This is a genomic window from Streptomyces thermoviolaceus (assembly GCF_045209695.1).
Classification (GTDB): Bacteria; Actinomycetota; Actinomycetes; order Streptomycetales; family Streptomycetaceae; genus Streptomyces; species Streptomyces thermoviolaceus.
Map to the genome: position 1 here is coordinate 4,291,529 of NZ_CP109280.1, position 18,117 is coordinate 4,309,645.

Sequence of the window (18,117 nt, forward strand, 5' to 3'; positions counted from 1 at the left end):
CCAGTCGGCGGTGCCGGGCACGACGTCGCCGGCGCGGACGTCGGTGACGCCGTCGCCGACGGCTTCGACGGTGCCGGACACGTCGATCCCGACGCCCCGGGGCCGCTCGTCCCTGTGCAGGCCGCGGCACAGCGCCCGGTCGGCCGGGGCGAGGCCGCACGCGTGGACGGCCACACGGATCCGGCCGGGCCTCGGCCGGGGGATCGGCACGGTCTCCAGGCGCAGCACCTCCTCGGGTTCGCCGACGGTGTGGAAGCGCAGGGCGCGCAGGGATCGCGCACACCGGGACGCGCGACGAGCTGCTGGCCGCGGTCACCGGCGTCCTCGACGCCGGGCGCGCCGCGGGCGATCCGCGCTCCGACGTCGCCGCCGACGACCTCGCGGCCGCCCTGCTCGGCATCGTCACCGTCACCGCGGGGCAGGGCGAACGGACCGGGCGGCTGCTGGACCTCCTCGTGGACGGACTGCGCCCGCGAGGCCGGGAGGGATGAGCGGCCGGGAGGGGCGAGAGGCCGGGGGGGACGGGAATGCGGGCGGGACGCGGGCTCAGGCGCTCAGCGGGTCCAGGACCAGCGGTTCCACCCGGCCCTCCAGCATCTCGCCCAGGCCCAGCACCGCGCACACATCGGGGCGGTCCGCGATGTGCACCGGCATGCCGGTCGCCTCGCGGAGCATCTGGTCCAGGCCCGGCAGCAGCGCGGAACCGCCGACCATCATGATGCCGCGGTCGGCGAGGTCGGCCACGAGTTCCGGCGGGCACTCCCGCAGCACCCGGTAGATGCCGTCCAGCACGAAGGTCAGCGGGGTCTGGATGGCCTCGCGGACCGCCGCGGTGTCGATCACCACGGAGCGGGCCAGGCCGGTGGCCACGTCCCGGCCGTGGATCTCGGTCGCCGACGGGCCGCCGGCGGTCAGGCCGCTGCCGTGCAGGGCCAGTTGCAGCGGACGCACCGACTGGCTGGGCAGCATCAGCGCGTGCTCGTGCCGCAGATGCTGCACGATCGCCCGGTCGACCGCCTCGCCGCCGACCGGGATGCGTTCGGCGGTGACGATCGAGCCCAGCGACAGCACGGCCACCTGCGTCGCCGCCGCCCCGCACACCAGGATCATGCTGGCCTCGGCGCGTTCCACGGGCAGGCCGCAGCCGACGGCCGCGGCGATCAGCGTGTCGACCAGTTCCACCCGGCGGGCGCCGAGCCCGACCAGCGTCTCGATCGTGGCCCGCTGGGCCAGCGGGTCGGCGTCGTACGGGGTGCAGGCCGCCGCCCGCAGCCGGGGCGCCTTGCGGCGCAGCGCACGGCGCATCCGGTCCCCGATCAGATGCCGCAGCATCCGCTGGGCCATCTCGACGTCGACGACCGTGCCGCCGGAGACCGGGCGGACGACACGGATGTAGTGCGGGGTGCGGCCCGTCATCCGTTCCGCCAGCTCGCCGACGGCGATCAGCGCACCGGTGCGGGTGTTCACCGCGGCGACCGAGGGCTGGTCGACGACGAGTCCCTCGCCCTTGACGTACACACGGGTCCGGGCCGCCCCCAGGTCGACGGCGATGTGGCAGCGGCGCACCTGCTCCAGGCTGGCGGTCATGGCAGATCCTCCCGAGAGCGCGGACCGGGACGGCCGCCGGACGGCGGCCTCTTAGGCATCCTGCGGGGGCCGAGCGGGTGGCGCCCGTCGGGAGGGGCCGGACGGGGTGCGGCCGAACGGGCGTATCCGCCGCCCCCCGTCCGGCGTGTCGCGACGACCGGAGGGCGACGGCCCGTCAGGACACCGGAGCCCGAGGACCTCAGGCGGGCGTCAGCAGCACCGAGTGGGTCACCGCCAGTCCCGGCACCGGCCACTCCCGCAGCGCGGCGTCCACCGCCTGCGCCGCCGCGCGTGCCCGGTAGGACGGGTGACGGCGGGTCACCGCGGCCGCCTCCTTGGCGACATGCTCGAACAGCACCTCGGCGACGTCGCGCACCCGCCCGTGCACGAACGCCACGGGGTCCTCGACGTGCCAGGACAGCTCCACCGCCGCGGTGAACCGGCCGCCGCCCGAGGCGGGCAGGGTCAGCACGTCACCGGCCCGGTGCACGGTCAGGTCCACCTCGTAGTACGTCGCACGACGCGCCCGGCGCGCGGCACGCGCCCCGGCGGGACCGAGGACGGCCGCCGAGCCGTCGGGCCGGGTGTGCACGATCGCCGTGCGGCCGGGCTCGCCGGTGCCGAGCGCGGTCAGGTCGGCGGTGGTGAACGGGCCGCGCACCAGGTCCCGGTCCGCCGCGGCCGAGGTGCGCGGCAGCCGGCAGTACCAGGCCAGCGGCTCCCCGCCCGGCACGGCCCGCAGCGGCTGGAACCGCTGCGGGCCCAGCGCCGCCGAGCTGTGCAGATACTCGGCGTACAGCGGTGGGGAGACCACGACCACCAGGTCCGCGCCGGCCCGGTCCAGCACTGTGTGCACCTGCTCGGGTCCGGCGCCGTCCGCCCGGGCGTCCCACGGCTCGTGCCAGAACGTCACCCGCAGCCGCGGCACGTCCGCCAGCTCCGCGACCGCCCCCGGCAGCCCGCGCACCGCGGCCACCAGGACCGGCAGCACATAGGCACCCGGCTCGACACGGACCACGCACCCGTCGGGACGCGGCAGCACCCGGTACGCGTCGGGCGCCAGGTTGCCGCGGGCCATCAGCGTGTCCACCACCCGGGCAAGACCGTCGTGCCGGCCGCCCCGGCCGTCGACGGCGAAGGCCACCACCGGCCCGGCACCGCGCGCCCCGGACACCGCCTGGCCCGGGGCGTCGGAGCCGGTCAGGGCCCGCTCGATCCGGGTGCGCAGCGCCCGCAGCCGGGAGCGTTCCCGCGCGGCGAACGGGCCGGGGACGCCGGGCAGCGGATCCCCGCGGAAGAGGTCCAGGGCCTCGCGCAGCATCCGGCGCCGGGCGGCGTCGTCCCGGTCCGCTGCGCGCACGGCCAGCGTCTCGCAGCGCACGGCGTCGACGACGGCGTCGGGCAGATGCAGCGCATAGCCGTCGACGAGCGTCGCGACCGTGCCGGGGCCGAGCAGCCGGTGCAGCTCCTGCACCAAGCGCAGCACGCGCACCCCGGCCGCCCCCTGGGACGGCGGCTGCTCCCACAGGCCCTCGGCCAGCTCCCGCAGGGCGACACGCCGTCCAATCCGGCGCAGCAGCAGGCACAGCAGACCCTGCGCCTCGGGCGACAGCCGGTTCGGCACCTTTCGCCCGGACAGGGTGATGCGCAGCGGGCCGAGCAGCCCGAACGCCCAGCGGGGGCGGCTTCGCAGCGCCGGGCCGCGCGCGTACCGGGCCGCCTCGTCCAGATCGCCGGCGTCGAGCAGGTCGACGAGCCGCCGGTGCTCCGGGGGGACGTCCGCCTCCGCGGCGATCCGGCGCAGCTGCCGGGCGAAGCGGGTCGTGTCCCACGCGGCGTTGCTGCCCCGCGCCATGTCGCCCAGCGCGAACCGGCTGAGGACGGCCGTGCCGTCCGGACGCAGCAGCAGCCCCGCCGGCTCCTCCTGGCCGCGCACCAGCTGCCGGGCGTGCAGCGCCCGCAGCCCGGCCACCCCGCCGGCGACGACCCGCGCGAACACCGCGCAGGGCAGCCGCGCCTCGCTGGTGGCCAGCAGCTCGTGCAGGGTGACGCCGTCGACGAACTCCGCGATCAGGTACGGCGTCGTGCCGTCCACGCCGAAGTCCAGCACCGGCGTCACATGCGGGCTGCGCACCCCGGCCAGCCGCTCGGCGTCCCGCAGGAACCGTCGCGCGCCGTCCTCCTGCGGCGGGTACAGGTGCACCACGACCCGCCGGTCGCCGTCCTGTTCGTCCACCGCCTCCCACAGGTGCCGCCCCGTTCCCCGCTGCCGCACCAGCCGGTACCGGCCGCCGACCAGGTCGCGCGGCGCGCGCCCGCCGAGCCGCCGCACACTGTCCCGGTCCACCTCGGCGATCGGGTCGCCGAGCGCCCCGGCGTCACCGGTGTCGTCCGGGGCGACGACCCGGAAGTCGCCCGCCGCGACCCCGGCCCGGTCGTCGATCACCCGCCCGGCCCGGGCGAGCAGTCCGGCGGTGCGGGAGCGGGCCGTGTGCGGCAGGGTGCCCAGCAGCACCTCGCGCACCCCGGGCCGGAAGGCGTACGAGCCGGGCGGCCCGGGCATGGTGGTCAGCATCCCGCTGAGGATCACCTCGGCCAGATGCTGCGGGCGCGGATCGGGTTCGACGGCCGCCTGCACCAGCCGCATCACCGGCAGCTGCGGCTCGCCCACGGCCAGATGCCCGGCCAGACGGAACGCCTCCGGGGAGGCGATCGACCGGAACCGCAGCACCAGCTCCTCCGCGTCGAGGCGGTCCACGTCGCCGCGGCCCTCCTCGTCCACGTCGGCGGGCGGCGGCTCGGGGGTGAGCAGGCCCACCGAGCCGGTCAGCACGGTCCGCGCCGGGGACGCCACCAGCCGCGTCCAGGTCTCGAACCAGGGCGCCGAGGCCTCCATCAGCGGCAGCGGCAGGGTGCCCGGCGGCAGGTCGTGCACGCAGTGACAGTCCACGGTGTACGCGGAGTTGGGCACGGCGCGGCCCGGCGCGGACAGCCGTGCGGTGTCGGCGGGCAGCGCGGTGGTGCGCCACAGGCGTTCCGGCAGCGGCTGTATCACGGCGACCGGCATGGTCCGCGCCCAGTGGCGCAGCGTGCGGTACCAGCGGGTGCCGGCCGCTCCGGCCCGCCACTGCGGCCCCATGCAGTCGCTGATCAGCAGCACGACGCTGCGGCCGTCGCCGTGGGGCGCGGCCGGGCCGCCCGGCCCCATGGTGCCGTCGGCGGCCAGCCGGTGCACCTCCACGGTGCGGAACACCCCGGACTGGGCGAGCGCCGCCCGCAGTTCGCGCACCAGCGGCCGCCACACCGGCATGGTCGGGCCGGTGTCGTGCACCAGGTGCAGGGTGAGCCAGCGTTCGGTGGCGGGCCGCAGCACGGGCAGCCACCAGCGCGGGTCGGCGCCGAGCCGGGCGATGCGGTGGGCGGTGGCCTCCTCGTCGAGTTCGTGGCCGACGGGTGCGGCCACGCGGCGTTTGAGCGGACGCAGGGCACGCTGCACGGCCAGCGGCCGGGACAGCATCGGCGGGGTCGGGGCGAGCAGCACACGGTGCGTGCCGTGCCCGCCGGTGCGCGGGCCGGGCAGGCTCAGCGGCACCCGCGGGGCCTCCGGCCGGGACGGCGGCGGCGTGGACGGCACCGGCGGGGTGCCGCCGGTCGGGGTGGGCCGGGCGGCGGGGCGCCGCCGGTCGGGTGCGCAGGCGGTGGCGTCGCCGCCGGCCGCCGGGTCCGGGCCGCCGGGGCCCGCGGCCCGGCTCGCCAGCCACAGCACCTCGGCCAGCTCCAGCGAGGTGGGCCACCGTCCTCCCGCGGCACCCGCCAGCACCTCGGCCAGCCGCGCCACACCCGAGGGGCCCGCCGGTTCCTCGCCCGCCGGGCCGCCGTGCCCCAGGCGTGCGGTGCCGTCGGGGCCGGGCCGTGGGGTGCTGTCGTCCCCGGGCCGTCGTGTGCCGCCGTCCCCGGTGCGTCCGGCGCCGTCCGTGCCGGGGGCGCGGAAGCCGCCGTCCCGGGCAGCCCCCGGCCCGCAACCGCCCGCCCCGCCCTCGGGGCCTCCGCCGTGCTCAGAACGCGTCCGGTTCGTCATCCGCCCACCCCCCTGCCCGGCTCAGATACGGCATGATCCGCTCGGCCAGCTCGTCCCGCGAGGCGCCCTCCAGACCCGCCGCGCCCGTCAGATAGATCGCGTTCAACAGCTGGTCGGTGGCCAGTTCGCCCTCCGCGCCGCGGTGGAGGAACCGGTCGATGAGCGTGCGGGCGTAGTCGTCGATCTCGCCCAGGTGCGCCCGGACGATCTCCTCCAGGTGCGCGTCGCGCGGCTGGCGCAGCTCCAGCCGGACACAGCGGCGCAGGAACGCCGGCGGGAACTCCCGCTCGCCGTTGCTGGTGAGCACCACGAAGGGGAACGCACGGCAGCGCACCCGCCCTCGGAAGATCGGTACCCGGTCGTCCGTGCCGTCCACCATCACCTGTGCGGTCGGGGTGTGCCGGGCGGCGCGGACCAGTTCGGGGATCTCGTACTGGCCCTCCTCCAGCACGTTCAGCAGGTCGTTGGGCAGGTCCAGGTCGCTCTTGTCGATCTCGTCGACGAGCAGGGCGCGCGGCCGGGCGTAGGGCAGCAGCGCGGTGCCGAGCGGACCGAGCCGCAGATGGTCCTCCAGGTCGCCGTCCGGCGGCAGCTCCCGGGCGGTGGCCCGGCCGGCGGCGTACAGCCGGGAGAGCGGGTCGTACTGGTACAGGCCGTCGCGGAGCGTGGTGCGACTGGTGATGTTCCAGCGCAGCACCGGTCCCAGTTTCAGCTCCCGGGCCACCGCGTACGCCAGGGACGACTTGCCGCTGCCGGGCGGACCGGTCACCAGCAGCGGACGGCGCAGATACAGGGCCGCGTTGACCAGCTGGACCGTCTCCTCGCCGGGACGGTAGGCGCGGGCACGGTGGCTGCGGTCCGGGGAGGAGGCCGACCGGTCGTCCGTCTCCGCCGGGGTGGTCAGGACGGGGCCGCCGTCGAAGGCGCGCCAGGGCGGCGGGGCGGGCAGCCGGTCGATGCCGTCATGGGGCTCGCTCGTGCCGGTGTACACGGGCCACAGGGGCATGGGCGCGTTCTCCTCCAGGGTCGTGCTCGCTCATCCGACGGGCGAGTGCTGGTAGGCGACGGGGTCGGGCAGGCACCGGGGGTCCTCCCACAGCAGTGCCAGATCGTCCGCCCAGTGCGTGCCGGGTCCCTCGCAGGCGTACGCCTCCTGCCGTAACCCGTGGACGAACGAGGGGAGGTCACCGGCCGGCAGGTCCGCCAGGTGCTCGGTGAGACGGTCCAGGAACTCCTGGCCCCGGCAGCCGGAGTGCGACGGCGCGCCGCGGCAGCCGGAACGCGGCCACAGCAGCACCGGCACCGGAGCGTTCAGGCACGCGGCGAACAGCCGGCGGGCGGTCTCGGTGCGCGGCGGGACGCCGAGGCAGACGATGTCGGCGCCGCCGCTGCGCAGCGCGACGGTGAGCCTGGTCGGGTCCTGGCCGAGGGCGTCGCAGCCGACCCGGTGCAGCCGCGCCGAGCCGCGGGTGTCCAGCAGCTGCCACTTCTGCGTCAGCTTGCGCTGGAGCATGCCGCTGCGCCGCCGGTCCAGGTCCAGCACCACGACCGGCGCGAACGAGCCCAGCGGGCTGTCGTCGTCGGCGCTGCGCGCCCAGCCCGCCACGTCCGTGTTCAGCCACCGCCGCGGCAGCACGAAGGCAATCAACTCGCGGGCGTCCGGGTCGAGTTCGTAGAAGGCCTCGTCGATGCGTTCCAGCGCCCAGGGGCGCACCCGGCCGGCCGGCAGGGTCCGCGAGCCCACCAGACGGCGGTGGCGGCCGGTGTAGACGGACACCTCGACCAGGAACCTGTCGTCGCCGGACCCGCTCGGCGCGATCTCCACCAGCACCGGCGCCCACGCGGAGCGCCCGGCGGGGCGCACGGCCGGGCGGGCGGCCGGGGTGTGCTGCGGCCAGGACCTGAGCCCGTACCGGGTGGCCGCGGAGTCGGCGAAGTCGGCCAGCCGGGTGGTGAACCGCTGCACGGCCGCCGGATCGGGCACCTCGGACAGCAGATACCAGGCGGCGTCCCACAGCGAGCGGAAGCCGTGCGCGGGCGGTGGCGGGCCGAGCGGCCCCACCGCGTCCCGGTACAGCTGCTCGGGCCGGCACTCCAGGACCTCCTGCCGGGCGACCGCCTCCACCAGGGTGCGCAGCCGCTCCTTGTCCTGCCGCCCGTAGCGGGGGGTCGGGATCAGCTCGCCCAACGGCGGCCAGTAGCGGGCCATGACATGGGCGGGCAGCATCCGGCCGTTGCGCACGTCCAGGTGGCGTGCCGCGGAGGAGACCATGCCGACCACCTGCCCGGTGTCGGCGAGCGTCACCGCGGCCCCGCTGAACCCGGGCGCGAGCGGCTGCCCGTGCCCGGCCCACGCCTCCAGCTGCACCCACTCCCCGGCGATCAACTGGTCGGTGGTGGCCCGGTACTCGGCGAGCGTGCCCTCGTCGTAGTGGCGCGGGAACCCGTAGGCGATCAGACGGCGCGGCGGATCGCCGTAGGCGTCGGACGGCGCCGCGAACTCGGCGGGCTTCAGTTCCACGGCACGGTCCAGCTCCAGCACCGCCAGGTCGCCGGGGTCGGTGTCGTGGCCCGCCCAGCCGCCGTGTCCGACCACACGGGCCGTCACTTCCCGTTCCGCGTGGCGGCCGTGGGCGAACGTCACGCCGACCGCATCCTCCTGTGCGCCGTGCACCACATGAGCGCAGGTCAGGACGTGGCGGTCGGTGACCAGGAAGCCGGACCCGGTGCGCGGCCCGCAGCGGATCCTGACGTGCCAGGCCGCGCTCGTCATGACGTGGGCGACGTCTCCGCGGTGCCGCCGGAGCGCCCGGGCGACCAGGACAGTTTCACCGTCAGATGGCCCTCGCCGGAACTCTTCGCGATCAGGGCGCCCGCCTCGCCGGACAGCTTCACCCCGAACTCGATCTCCACCGCGTCCGGCCTGAGCGTGCCGTCCCGGAAGACCCGCAGCGCGGACTCGGCCGCCGCGCGCACCCCGTCGAGCGCGCCCTCGAAGGTGCGGGTCGCGCGCACCACGCCGTCGTCCGCGCGCGCCACCAGGTGCGAGCCGCCGTCCTCCGACGCCGCCTCGACAGCGATCACCGCACCGTCACGGGTCTTGAACTCGACGATGTCTTCCATCCCGCTCCTGTCGCGCTGTGGCTGAGCGGACCCATGGTACGGACGGGGCGAGGCCGGTGTCCCGCAGCCGATGCTCCGCCCCGCGGGCGAGCGGCGGGAACACGCCATGGCAGCCATTCGCCACGCACCGTCAACTCCCCTGTCACACACGGCTGGTGACACTGCTCGCAGCACTGCTGCGAAAAGGGGGACGCATGAGCGGAAGACCAGTCGGACGCGGGACGGCGCTGCTGGCGGGTGGACTCGTGCTCGCCCTGCTCCCGGCGGGCACCGGCCGGGCGGACGGCGACGCCACGACGGCGGCCGCCCACGCCGTACGGGCCACGGCACCGGCGCGGGCGGGGCAGGCACCGGGGGCCGCCCGCACCGTCACCCTCGTCACCGGGGACAAGGTCACCGTCACCGGCCTCGGCGGCGGGCGGACGACGGTCACCGTGCAGCGGCCGCGGGGAGCGACCGGCGCCGTGCGCACCCGGACGGTGAACGGCGAGATCTCCGTCGTCCCGGACGAGGCGCTGCCGTATCTGCGGGCGGGCACCCTGGACCGGCGGCTGTTCGACGTCGGCGCGCTGATCCGGCAGGGCCTCACCGACGAGGAGACCGGCGAGCTCCCGCTGATCGTCACCGCCGAGGACGGCCGCGGCGTCACGGCGGCCCCCGCGCCGCCCGGAACCCGCCGGGTGCGGTCCCTGCCCAGCGTGCACGGCGCCGCCGTCACCGCCGGCAAGGGCCGCGCCCTGTGGCAGGCCCTCACCGCGGGCACGGACATCGGCGCGGTGTGGCTGGATGCCCGGGTGCACGCCGGTCTCGCGGAGAGCAACGCGCAGATCGGCACCCCCACGGCCTGGCAGTCCGGACTCACCGGCAAGGGCGTCACCGTCGCCGTCCTGGACACCGGCGTCGACGCCAGCCACCCGGACCTCGCGGGACGGATCGCAGCCGCCCGCAGTTTCGTCGACGGCGAGGACGTCGCCGACCGCAACGGCCACGGCACCCACGTCACCTCCATCGTCGGCGGCAGCGGCGCCGCCTCCGGCGGCACCGAGCGGGGCGTCGCCCCCGAGGCCGCGCTCGCCGTCGGCAAGGTCCTCGACGACCAGGGCAACGGCAGCGAGTCGCAGATCATCGCCGGGATGGAGTGGGCCGCCCGCGAGGTGGGGGCGCGGATCGTGTCGATGAGCCTGAGCACCACCGAACCCAGTGACGGCACCGACCCGATGGCCCGCGCCGTCGACACCCTCACCCGCGAGACCGGCACCCTGTTCGTGGCCGCGGCCGGCAACACCGGGGCACCGTCGTCCCTCGGCTCGCCCGGCGCCGCCGACGCCGCGCTCACCGTCGGCGCCGTCGACCCCGCCGACCGGGCCGCCTCCTTCACCAGCGCCGGACCCCGCGCCGGGGACCACGCCCTCAAACCCGACCTCGCCGCGCCCGGCACGGACGTCCTCGCCGCCCGCTCCCAACTGGCCGAGGGCAGCGGCCTCTACACCACGATGAGCGGCACCTCCATGGCCGCTCCCCAGGTCGCCGGGGTCGCCGCGCTGATCGCTCAGCAGCACCCCGACTGGAGCGGCACCCGCCTCAAGGACGCCCTGATGTCCACCTCGAAGCAGCTGGACGACTCCGCGTACCGGCTGGGTGCCGGCCGGGTCAGCGTGCCCGACGCCGTGCGGGCCCGCATCACCGCGACCGGCAGCGCCGACCTCGGCTTCCACGCCTGGCCGCCCGAGGCGGACACTCCGGTGACCCGCACCCTGACCTACACCAACTCCTCCGACGAGGACGTCCGGCTGCACCTGTCGGTGACCGGCATGCCCGACGGCGTCGTCGCCCTCGCCGACACCTCGCTGACCGTCCCCGCGCACGGCTCCGCCTCCACCACGGTCACCGGCGACGCCACCCGGGCGCCCGTCGGCACGAGCAGCGGGCAGATCGTCGCCGCCGACGCGCGCGGCACCCCCGTCGCCCACACCGTGGTCGGCCTGGTCAGGGAGGACGAGCGGTACACCCTGACCGTGCACGTCACCGACCGCGACGGCACCGCCGTGCCCGCCGATGTGACCGTGCAGCAGCTCGCCGAGGGCGCCGATCCGGTCACCGCCCACGCCGGCGACGACGGCACCCTGCACCTGCGCCTGGAACCCGGCACCTACAGCCTGGCCTGCTTCCTCCCCGTGCGCGGCAGCCACGGCGCCGACTCCCTCGGCCTGGGTTTCCTCGCCGCCCCCGAGGTCGTCGTGGACCGCGACCGCGCGATCACCCTCGACGGGCGGCGACTGCGCGAGATACGTGCCGACGTCCACCGCCGCACCGAGACCCGGCAGCTGCTCATGGAGTACGACCGCACGGCCGGCGGCGTGGACGTCTTCGAGGCCGTGCAGGTGCCGCAGCTGTACGACAGCGTCTTCGCCGCGCCGACCGGCACGGTGACGCAGGGCGGCTTCGAGTACCGCACCGTGTGGCGGCTGGGCGAGCCCCTGCTGCGGGTCGAGGGGATCGGGGAGGCCGTCGTGCAGGCCGGCGGCACCCTGCCCGCGGGCCGCAGCAGCCTGCCGCTGGTGGACATCGGCACCGGGGACCTCACCGGCCGTCGCGTGCGCGGCGCGGCGGTCCTGGCCCGCCTCGCCGACGGCACCGATCCGTCCGCGCTCGCCCAGGCGGTGCAGGACGCGGGCGCGAAGGCGCTGTTCGTCACCGACGACACCCCCGGCCGGCTGACCGCGTGGTGGGGCACCGCCGACGGGGACCGGCCCCTGCTGATCGCCTCGGTGAACGCCGCCGACGCCGCCCGGCTGCGCGCCGCCCCCCGCGTGGTGATGACCGGCACCCCCACCACGCCGTACGTCTACGACCTGGCGCACAGCCATCGCGGCGGCGTCCCCGACCGCGACCTCACCTATGCGCCGGGCACCCGCGAACTCGCCCGCATCCAGGTGACGTTCCACGCCCGCACACCGGTGCAGTGCGGCGAGTTCCGGTACTCGGTCACCGGCACCTTCCCGGTCGGCATCGGCTTCCAGGAGAGCCTGCCCTGCCCCGCCGAGCGCACCGACTACGTCTCCACCGCACCCGGACAGCTCTGGCTCGAGTCCGTCACCGCCGGCGCCGGCACCTGGGAGCAGCGCGGCGGCCCGGTCCGCTACACCGGCGGCAGCCGGCCCGCGCTGCACTGGTTCCGGCCCGTCTGGCACCCGTGGCTGGGCACCGCCCTGTCCACGGCACCGCAGCGCTCGGGGAACGACCTGCGCCTCGAGGTGCCCGGCTGGGGCGACTCCGGCCCCGACCACACCGGCTACGGGGACACCTACAGCCCGGACAGCGGCATGACCCAGACCACGGCGGTGGACCTGGACGGTGAGCCGGTGTACCAGGGGAGCGGCCCGTACGTGTACGTCACCGGCGCGCCCGCCGACGAGCACACCTGGCGGCTCGTCACCGACACCGCGCTGGACGCGGCCCGCTGGGGCATCGCCACCCGCGGACACACCGAGTGGACGTTCCGGTCGGCCGCCGCCCCCGCCGACACCCCGGCCACGCTGCCCCTGATCAACCTCGCCTACGGCCTGCCCACCGACCTCGCCGGCGACGTACGGGCGGGCCGGCCGATCCCCGTCACCCTGGACGCGCAGTACGTCGCCGGAGCGACGGACACCGGGACCCTCGGCCACGGCACGCTGGAGGTGTCCTGGGACGACGGCGCCACCTGGCACGCGGTCCGGCTCACCGGGGGACACGGCCACTGGAGCGGCACGCTGACCGTGCCTGAGGGCGCCGCGTCGGTGTCGCTGCGGGCCGTGGCCCGCGACGACCGGGGCGGCTCGGTGCGGCAGGAGATCGTGCGGGCCGCGGGGGTGCGGCAGGGACCGTAGGCCGCGGACCACGGATCGAACAGTCGAACACGGGAGCAGATGTTCGCTTGAACAGGTGATCGCCGCAGAAGTGATCGCACGGGATGCGCGAGGCGCTCGATACTGACGGTGCGCAAGCGACGGGCTGCAGACCGTAGTTGGCGTAGGTCCCACACGAAAGCTATGCAAGGAGACAGCACGATCATGAACGTCCTCACGCACGTCCTCGCCGGCCTGATCCACTTCGTCGGCTGGCTGATCTGACGCCCGAGGAACACACGACGGCGCCGCCTCCCCGTCCCAGGGAGGCGGCGCCGTCCGCGTCCGCGGCGGGCCCTCAGGCGGAGCCCAGCGCCCGCTTCATGATCTTCCCCATGTCGTTGCGGGGCAGCACATCCAGGATCCGCACCGCGCGGGGCCGCTTGTGCGGGGCGAGCCGCCGCGCCACATGGTCCGCCAGCTCCTCGAGGCCGGGCGGGGACTGCGGGTCGGCCGGGACGATCCAGGCCACGATCCGCTCGCCCAGGTCCGCATCCGGCTCCCCGGTGACCGCGGCCTCCCGCACCGCCGGGTGCTCCAGCAGCGCGTTCTCGATCTCCCCGGCGCCGATCTTGTACCCGCCGCTCTTGATCAGGTCGGTGGCCTTGCGGCCGACGATGCGCACAGCGCCGTCGGGGTCGCGCACCGCCATGTCCCCGGTGCGGAAGAACCCGTCCTCGGTGAACGCGGCGGCCGTCGCGTCGGGCCGGTTCAGGTACTCGGTGAACAGGTTCGGCCCGCGCACCTGGATCTCGCCGACCGTCTCCCCGTCCCACGCCGTGATCGGCGTGCCGTCCTCCTCCACCAGCCGCAGCTCCACCCCCGGCAGCGGCACCCCGACCGTGCCGGAGCGGGCCTCGCCGTCGGCCCGCACGCTGGTGTTCATCAGCGTCTCGGTCATGCCGTACCGCTCGACGACCCGCCGCCCGGTGGCCGCCGCGATCCGCTCGTGGTCGTGCACGGGCAGCGCCGCGGACCCCGACACCAGCAGCCGGGCCCCCGCCAGCGCCTTGACCAGCGCCGGGTCCTCGGGCAGCGCCTCCGCGATCCGGTGGTACATCGTGGGCACCCCGAACAGCATCGTCGCGCCGTCGCTCAGCTCCCGCGCCACCCCCTCGGTGCTGAAGCGGCCCAGGTGACGGACGCTGCCGCCGCGCCGCAGCGGGCCGAGGGTGCCGAGCACCAGGCCGTGCACATGGAACAGCGGCAGCCCGTGCACCAGCACGTCCCGGTCCGTCCACTGCCAGGCGTCGGCGAGCGCGTCCAGCGTGGCGGCCACGGCCCGGCGCGGGATGACGGCACCCTTGGGCGGGCCGGTGGTCCCGGAGGTGTAGACGATCAGCGCCGGATCGCCCTCGTCGGCGTCCTCCACGGGCACGGGTCCGTCCGCGTCCGCGTCGACGTCGATCCGCTCCAGCCCGGCCAGCGCGTCGGGCAGCTCGACGCCGGGCGCGGCCAGCACCACCGACGGGGCGCTGTCGCCGACGATGTGACCGAGTTCCTTCTCGCCCGACTTGGGGTTCAACGGCACGGCGGCCACCCCGGCCAGCAGCGTGCCCGCCACCGCGACGGCCGTCTCGAGCGTGGGCGTCGCCCACACCGCGACCCGCCGGCGCCCGCGCACCCGTTCACCGACGGCACCGGCCGCCGCCGCGAGCTGCCGGTAGGTCAGCGACCGGTCACCGAACCGCAGGGCCTCCTGCGCGACGGGATCGTCTGTCAGGGACGGAAAGAGACGAGACACGCGGCACACCCCTCACAGGTCGGCTTCGGCGGACGACACCCCTCGTTCCTACACCAGTGTTAGCGTGCGAGGCGCTCCGCCCCGGCCGCCGTCGAAGAGGGAGACCCGCCGTGCCCCGTGTCGCACTCGCCACCTACGACCCCCAGGGCGCCCCCAACCGGGACCGCGATCTGCCCACCCTGGCGCAGGCGCTCAAGGACGCCGGGGCCGAGGCGCACGTCCTGCCCTGGGACGCGCCGGACACCGACTGGGCCGCCTTCGACCTCGTCGTCATACGCTCCACCTGGGACTACACCGGGCGCACCGAGGAGTTCCTGGCCTGGGCCGAGCGGTGCGCGACATCGACCCGGCTCGTCAACCCGCTGGACGTCGTCCGCTGGAACACCGACAAGCGCTACCTCGGCGACCTCGCCGCCGCCGGTGTGCCCGTGGTCCCCACCCGGTACCTCGACCCCGGCGACACCCCGGACGCCGGCGACCTGCCCGGCGATCACGAGTTCGTCGTCAAACCCGTCCACGGGGCCGGAGCCCGCTACGCCGCCCGGTACACACCCGGCGAACGGGACAGAGCCGCCGCCCACATCGCCCGCATGCACGCCGAGGGCCTGCCCGCGATGGTGCAGCCGTACCTCACCCGGATCGACACCACCGGCGAGCGGGCGCTGCAGTTCTACGGCGGCCGGCTGGTGCACGCCAGCCGCAAACGGGCCGTGCTCAGCCCCGGCACCCCCTACGACGCGGACAAGGTGCCCCACCCGGACCTGGAGCCGTGGACACCCACCCCGGCCGAACGCGCCGTCGCCGAACGGGCTCTGGCCGCCGTGCCCGGCGGTGCCGAGCCGCTGTACGCCCGCGTGGACCTGGTGGACGGCGACGACGGCACACCGCAGGTGATGGAGCTGGAGCTGGTCGAGCCGAACCTGTTCCTGTGGCTGCACCCGCAGTCCGTGGCACCCGTGGCCCAGGCGATCCTGACGGCCGCGCTCGCACCCGCGGATCGGCCGGACGCCTAGTCCGTCCGTTCCGTCCGCGGCCGGTCCGTCCGTGTCCCGTCCGTGTGGTCTCCGTCCACCTGCGTCCGCTGCAGCAGCCCCCAGGTGAACTCCGCGACGACCCGGTGCGGTACGCCCTCGGCATCCGGTGCGGTGAAGGCCAGGCCCCAGCGGGTGGGCGCGGTGCCCTCCAGGGGGCGGGCCGGGGCGAAGGCGCGGGCGGCCTCGTCCACCGTGCAGGGCCAGGGGGTGAGGTCCGCCAGGGTGCGCAGCCGCGGTGCCGGCGCCGACGGGGCGCGCACCAGCCACGCGTTCCACACCTGGCCCCGCGGCCCGGCCAGCACCTCGAAGCGCAGATCCGGCCAGAGGGGCAGCGGCCACTGCCGGGCCTCGCAGTCCAGGTCGCCGATGCGGCGCGCGGTCACCGACTCCGGGGCGCCGAGGACCGAGCGGTAGCGGGCCGCCGCCGAGCGGCCCCCGGGGGCGCGGACCATCGCCTGCCACCGTCTGTTGGCCTCCCGCATCTCGGCGCGCGAGACGCCCAGAGTGCGGCGGGCGTCCTCCACCAGGTCCGGGTTGTGGTCGGCCATGCGGCGCAGCAGCACCAGCTGGAAGTCGAGCACGGTGAAGGGGCGGGCGGGGCGCGGCGCGTCGGGCATGGACCCCATCGTGGCCCAGGGCTGCCCGCCGCGCGGCCGCACCACGAGCCGCACGCGTCGCCGCACGCGCGGCCGTTCCCCTCCTGCGGCCTTGCGGCCGCACCCCCGTACCTCCTGTGGGGCACCAGCCGCCCCACCCGTCGCGGCCATTGCCCGGGCCCCGTGCGCTGGCTAGCCTGTGTTCGTCATGCCGATCGCCTGTTGATATCTCGAACACAGGCCTGCCGCAAGGGAGGGAGCCGGCCGTGGGACGCCTCGTGCCCGCCGTGACCCGGGCTCTCGACATCCTCGAACTGTTCCTCGACGGGGACGGCACGCTCTCCGCCCCGGACATCGTGCGCAAGCTGCAGCTGCCGCGCACCACGGTGCACGAGCTGGTCACCACGCTCGCCACCCGCAAGTACCTGGTCCCGGTCCCCGACCAGCCCGGACGCTACCGCCTCGGCGTGCGCCCCTACCAGCTGGGCAGCCGCTACGCCGAGCAGCTGGACCTCGCCGCCGAGGGCCAGCAGGTCGCCCGGGCCGTCGCCGAGACCTGCGACGAGACGGTGCACGTGGCGATCCTGGAGGACACCGACGTCATCTACATCGCCAAGGTGGACTCCACGCACGCGGTGCGCATGGTCTCCGCGGTCGGCCGCCGGCTGCCGGCGCACTGCACCGCGGTCGGCAAGATGCTGCTGGCCTGCCTGCCCGAGCAGGAGCTGGCCGCCCGCGTCCCGGACGACGCCGAGCTGATCGCGATGACCCCGCACAGCGTCACCGACCCGGCGGCCCTGCGCGAGGCCCTGGCCGGCATCCGCCGGCGCGGCCTGGCCGTGGAGATGCAGGAGTCCAACCCGGACGTCGGCTGCGTGGCCGCCCCGGTGCACGACCGCACCGGCCAGGTCGTCGCCGCCCTGTCCATCTCCGTCCCCATGATCCGCTGGAGCGAGGAGCGCCGCGCCGAGCTGGAGCGGCTCGCCGCCCAGGGCGCCGCGGACCTGTCGGAACGGCTCGGCCACCGGAGGGCGGCATGACGGCACACATCGCGAGGGCGTACGAGGTCGCGGTCCCGGCGCAGGCCGAGCTGGGCGAGGGCCCCACCTGGGACCCGGCCGCCGGACGTCTTGTCTGGGTGGACATCCTCGCCTCCCGGGTGCACACCTACGACCCGGCCACGGGCCGCCGCACGGTCCGCACCACCGAACAGCACGTCGGCGCGGCCAAGCCCCGCGTCGGTGGCGGCCTGGTGCTGAACCTGCGGGACGGCGTCGGCCTCGTCGACCCCGACGGCACCTTCCGCTGGCTGCACCGCGACCCGGTGCCCGGCCGGCGCGGCAACGACGCCGCCGTCGCCCCCGACGGCGCCCTGTGGGCCGGCACCATGCGCTACGACGAGTCCCCCGGCGGCGGCACCCTGACCCGCGTGACCGGTGACGGCACGGCCCGGCTCGTCCTGGACGACGTGACGGTGAGCAACGGCACCGGCTGGAGCCCCGACGGCCGGCTGATGTACTACATCGACACGCCCACCCGCCGGATCGACGTCTTCGACGTCGACGGCCCCCGGGTGCGCAACCGGCGGCCGCTGGCCCGGGTGGAGGACGGCGCAGGCCACCCCGACGGCCTCACGGTCGACGCCGACGGCTGTGTCTGGGTGGCCCTGTGGGACGGCGGCGCGGTGCGCCGCTACACGCCCGACGGACGGCTGGACCGGGTGATCGAGCTGCCCGTGCCGCGCACCACGGCCTGCGCCTTCGGCGGCCCGGACCTGACCGACCTGTACATCACCACCGCCCGCACCGGTCTGACGGCACCGCATCCGCTGTCCGGTGCGCTGCTGGTGGTGCCGGGCGCCGGGCGCGGCCTGCCGCAACCGGCCTTCGCCGGCTGATCCTCGGCCCCTGTCACCGGTGCCGAGAGCGCACCCCGGGACCGCACCCCGGGACCGCACCCCGGAACAGGGGCCCCGTGGACGCCGGTCACCCCGGACCGGTGGCCGCCCGCCGCTCGCACCGGCTTCCGGGGTCTCCCGCCTCCCGCCGCTCGCCCCGGACCTCGCGGC

The 18,117-nt window shown here is 76.0% G+C and carries 12 protein-coding genes and 1 pseudogene; 5 read left to right on the forward strand and 8 right to left on the reverse strand.

Going from position 1 to position 18,117, the window contains the following annotated elements:
- Positions 1-75: 75 nt before the first annotated feature.
- Positions 76-228, reverse strand: a pseudogene (locus OG899_RS18735) (NADP-dependent oxidoreductase); the annotation flags it as partial.
- A 44-nt stretch (positions 229-272) separates the two neighbouring features.
- Here OG899_RS18735 and OG899_RS18740 point away from each other — a divergent pair.
- Positions 273-491 (forward strand): hypothetical protein, encoded by a 219-nt coding sequence (locus OG899_RS18740; protein WP_338105778.1) that lies wholly within the window; start codon positions 273-275, stop codon positions 489-491.
- A gap of 55 nt (positions 492-546) precedes the next feature.
- Here OG899_RS18740 and OG899_RS18745 read toward each other — a convergent pair whose 3' ends face one another.
- The 5 genes from OG899_RS18745 to OG899_RS18765 all read right to left on the reverse strand — a co-directional run bounded on the left by OG899_RS18745 (position 547) and on the right by OG899_RS18765 (position 8,788).
- Positions 547-1,587 carry a rod shape-determining protein gene (locus OG899_RS18745; protein ID WP_125497611.1) on the reverse strand — a complete coding sequence of 347 codons (1,041 nt, stop codon included), beginning with the start codon at positions 1,585-1,587 and terminating at the stop codon, positions 547-549.
- A 199-nt stretch (positions 1,588-1,786) separates the two neighbouring features.
- The gene (locus tag OG899_RS18750; RefSeq protein WP_125497610.1) at positions 1,787-5,665 is read right to left on the reverse strand and encodes an SAV_2336 N-terminal domain-related protein; all 3,879 of its coding nucleotides are present in this window, start codon (positions 5,663-5,665) and stop codon (positions 1,787-1,789) included.
- Positions 5,643-6,671, reverse strand: a complete 1,029-nt coding sequence (locus OG899_RS18755) for a MoxR family ATPase (RefSeq protein ID WP_125497609.1) — start codon at positions 6,669-6,671, stop codon at positions 5,643-5,645. The genes OG899_RS18750 and OG899_RS18755 overlap by 23 nt, the downstream gene beginning before the upstream one ends.
- A gap of 30 nt (positions 6,672-6,701) precedes the next feature.
- Positions 6,702-8,438 (reverse strand): trypsin-like peptidase domain-containing protein, encoded by a 1,737-nt coding sequence (locus OG899_RS18760; protein ID WP_168131070.1) that lies wholly within the window; start codon positions 8,436-8,438, stop codon positions 6,702-6,704.
- The gene (locus OG899_RS18765) at positions 8,435-8,788 is read right to left on the reverse strand and encodes a CU044_2847 family protein (protein WP_125497607.1); all 354 of its coding nucleotides are present in this window, start codon (positions 8,786-8,788) and stop codon (positions 8,435-8,437) included. Before OG899_RS18765 ends, OG899_RS18760 begins: the two co-directional genes overlap by 4 nt.
- Before the next feature lie 194 nt (positions 8,789-8,982).
- On the opposite strand from OG899_RS18765, the gene OG899_RS18770 reads away from it, so the two are divergent.
- Complete coding sequence (locus OG899_RS18770; RefSeq protein WP_168131071.1) at positions 8,983-12,657, forward strand: S8 family serine peptidase; 3,675 nt, start codon at positions 8,983-8,985, stop codon at positions 12,655-12,657.
- 316 nt (positions 12,658-12,973) lie between these two features.
- On the opposite strand, the gene OG899_RS18775 is transcribed toward OG899_RS18770, so the two are convergent.
- The gene (locus OG899_RS18775; protein WP_168131072.1) at positions 12,974-14,419 is read right to left on the reverse strand and encodes an acyl-CoA synthetase; all 1,446 of its coding nucleotides are present in this window, start codon (positions 14,417-14,419) and stop codon (positions 12,974-12,976) included.
- A 110-nt stretch (positions 14,420-14,529) separates the two neighbouring features.
- Here OG899_RS18775 and OG899_RS18780 point away from each other — a divergent pair, with 110 nt between their 5' ends.
- Positions 14,530-15,432, forward strand: a complete 903-nt coding sequence (locus OG899_RS18780) for a RimK family alpha-L-glutamate ligase (RefSeq protein WP_148140469.1) — start codon at positions 14,530-14,532, stop codon at positions 15,430-15,432.
- Here the strand turns inward: OG899_RS18780 and OG899_RS18785 are convergent.
- Positions 15,429-16,079, reverse strand: a complete 651-nt coding sequence (locus OG899_RS18785) for a hypothetical protein (RefSeq protein ID WP_168131135.1) — start codon at positions 16,077-16,079, stop codon at positions 15,429-15,431. The genes OG899_RS18780 and OG899_RS18785 overlap by 4 nt on opposite strands.
- Positions 16,080-16,315: 236 nt before the next feature.
- Between OG899_RS18785 and OG899_RS18790 the strand changes: the two genes are divergently transcribed.
- On the forward strand, positions 16,316-17,089 hold the full coding sequence (locus OG899_RS18790) for an IclR family transcriptional regulator (protein WP_125497604.1): 774 nt from the start codon (positions 16,316-16,318) through the stop codon (positions 17,087-17,089).
- Positions 17,086-17,946: an SMP-30/gluconolactonase/LRE family protein gene (locus OG899_RS18795; RefSeq protein WP_125497603.1), complete on the forward strand. Its 861-nt coding sequence runs from the start codon at positions 17,086-17,088 to the stop codon at positions 17,944-17,946. Before OG899_RS18790 ends, OG899_RS18795 begins: the two co-directional genes overlap by 4 nt.
- The last annotated feature ends 171 nt before the right edge of the window (positions 17,947-18,117 follow it).

Excerpts from the sequence above, each read along its gene's own strand:
- OG899_RS18795 (WP_125497603.1), top strand. The coding sequence starts at position 17,086 with ATGACGGCACACATCGCGAGGGCGTACGAGGTCGCGGTCCCGGCGCAG.
- OG899_RS18750 (WP_125497610.1), bottom strand. The coding sequence starts at position 5,665 with ATGACGAACCGGACGCGTTCTGAGCACGGCGGAGGCCCCGAGGGCGGG.
- OG899_RS18785 (WP_168131135.1), bottom strand. The coding sequence starts at position 16,079 with ATGGGGTCCATGCCCGACGCGCCGCGCCCCGCCCGCCCCTTCACCGTG.
- OG899_RS18765 (WP_125497607.1), bottom strand. The coding sequence starts at position 8,788 with ATGGAAGACATCGTCGAGTTCAAGACCCGTGACGGTGCGGTGATCGCT.
- OG899_RS18770 (WP_168131071.1), top strand. The coding sequence starts at position 8,983 with ATGAGCGGAAGACCAGTCGGACGCGGGACGGCGCTGCTGGCGGGTGGA.
- OG899_RS18760 (WP_168131070.1), bottom strand. The coding sequence starts at position 8,438 with ATGACGAGCGCGGCCTGGCACGTCAGGATCCGCTGCGGGCCGCGCACC.
- OG899_RS18745 (WP_125497611.1), bottom strand. The coding sequence starts at position 1,587 with ATGACCGCCAGCCTGGAGCAGGTGCGCCGCTGCCACATCGCCGTCGAC.
- OG899_RS18755 (WP_125497609.1), bottom strand. The coding sequence starts at position 6,671 with ATGCCCCTGTGGCCCGTGTACACCGGCACGAGCGAGCCCCATGACGGC.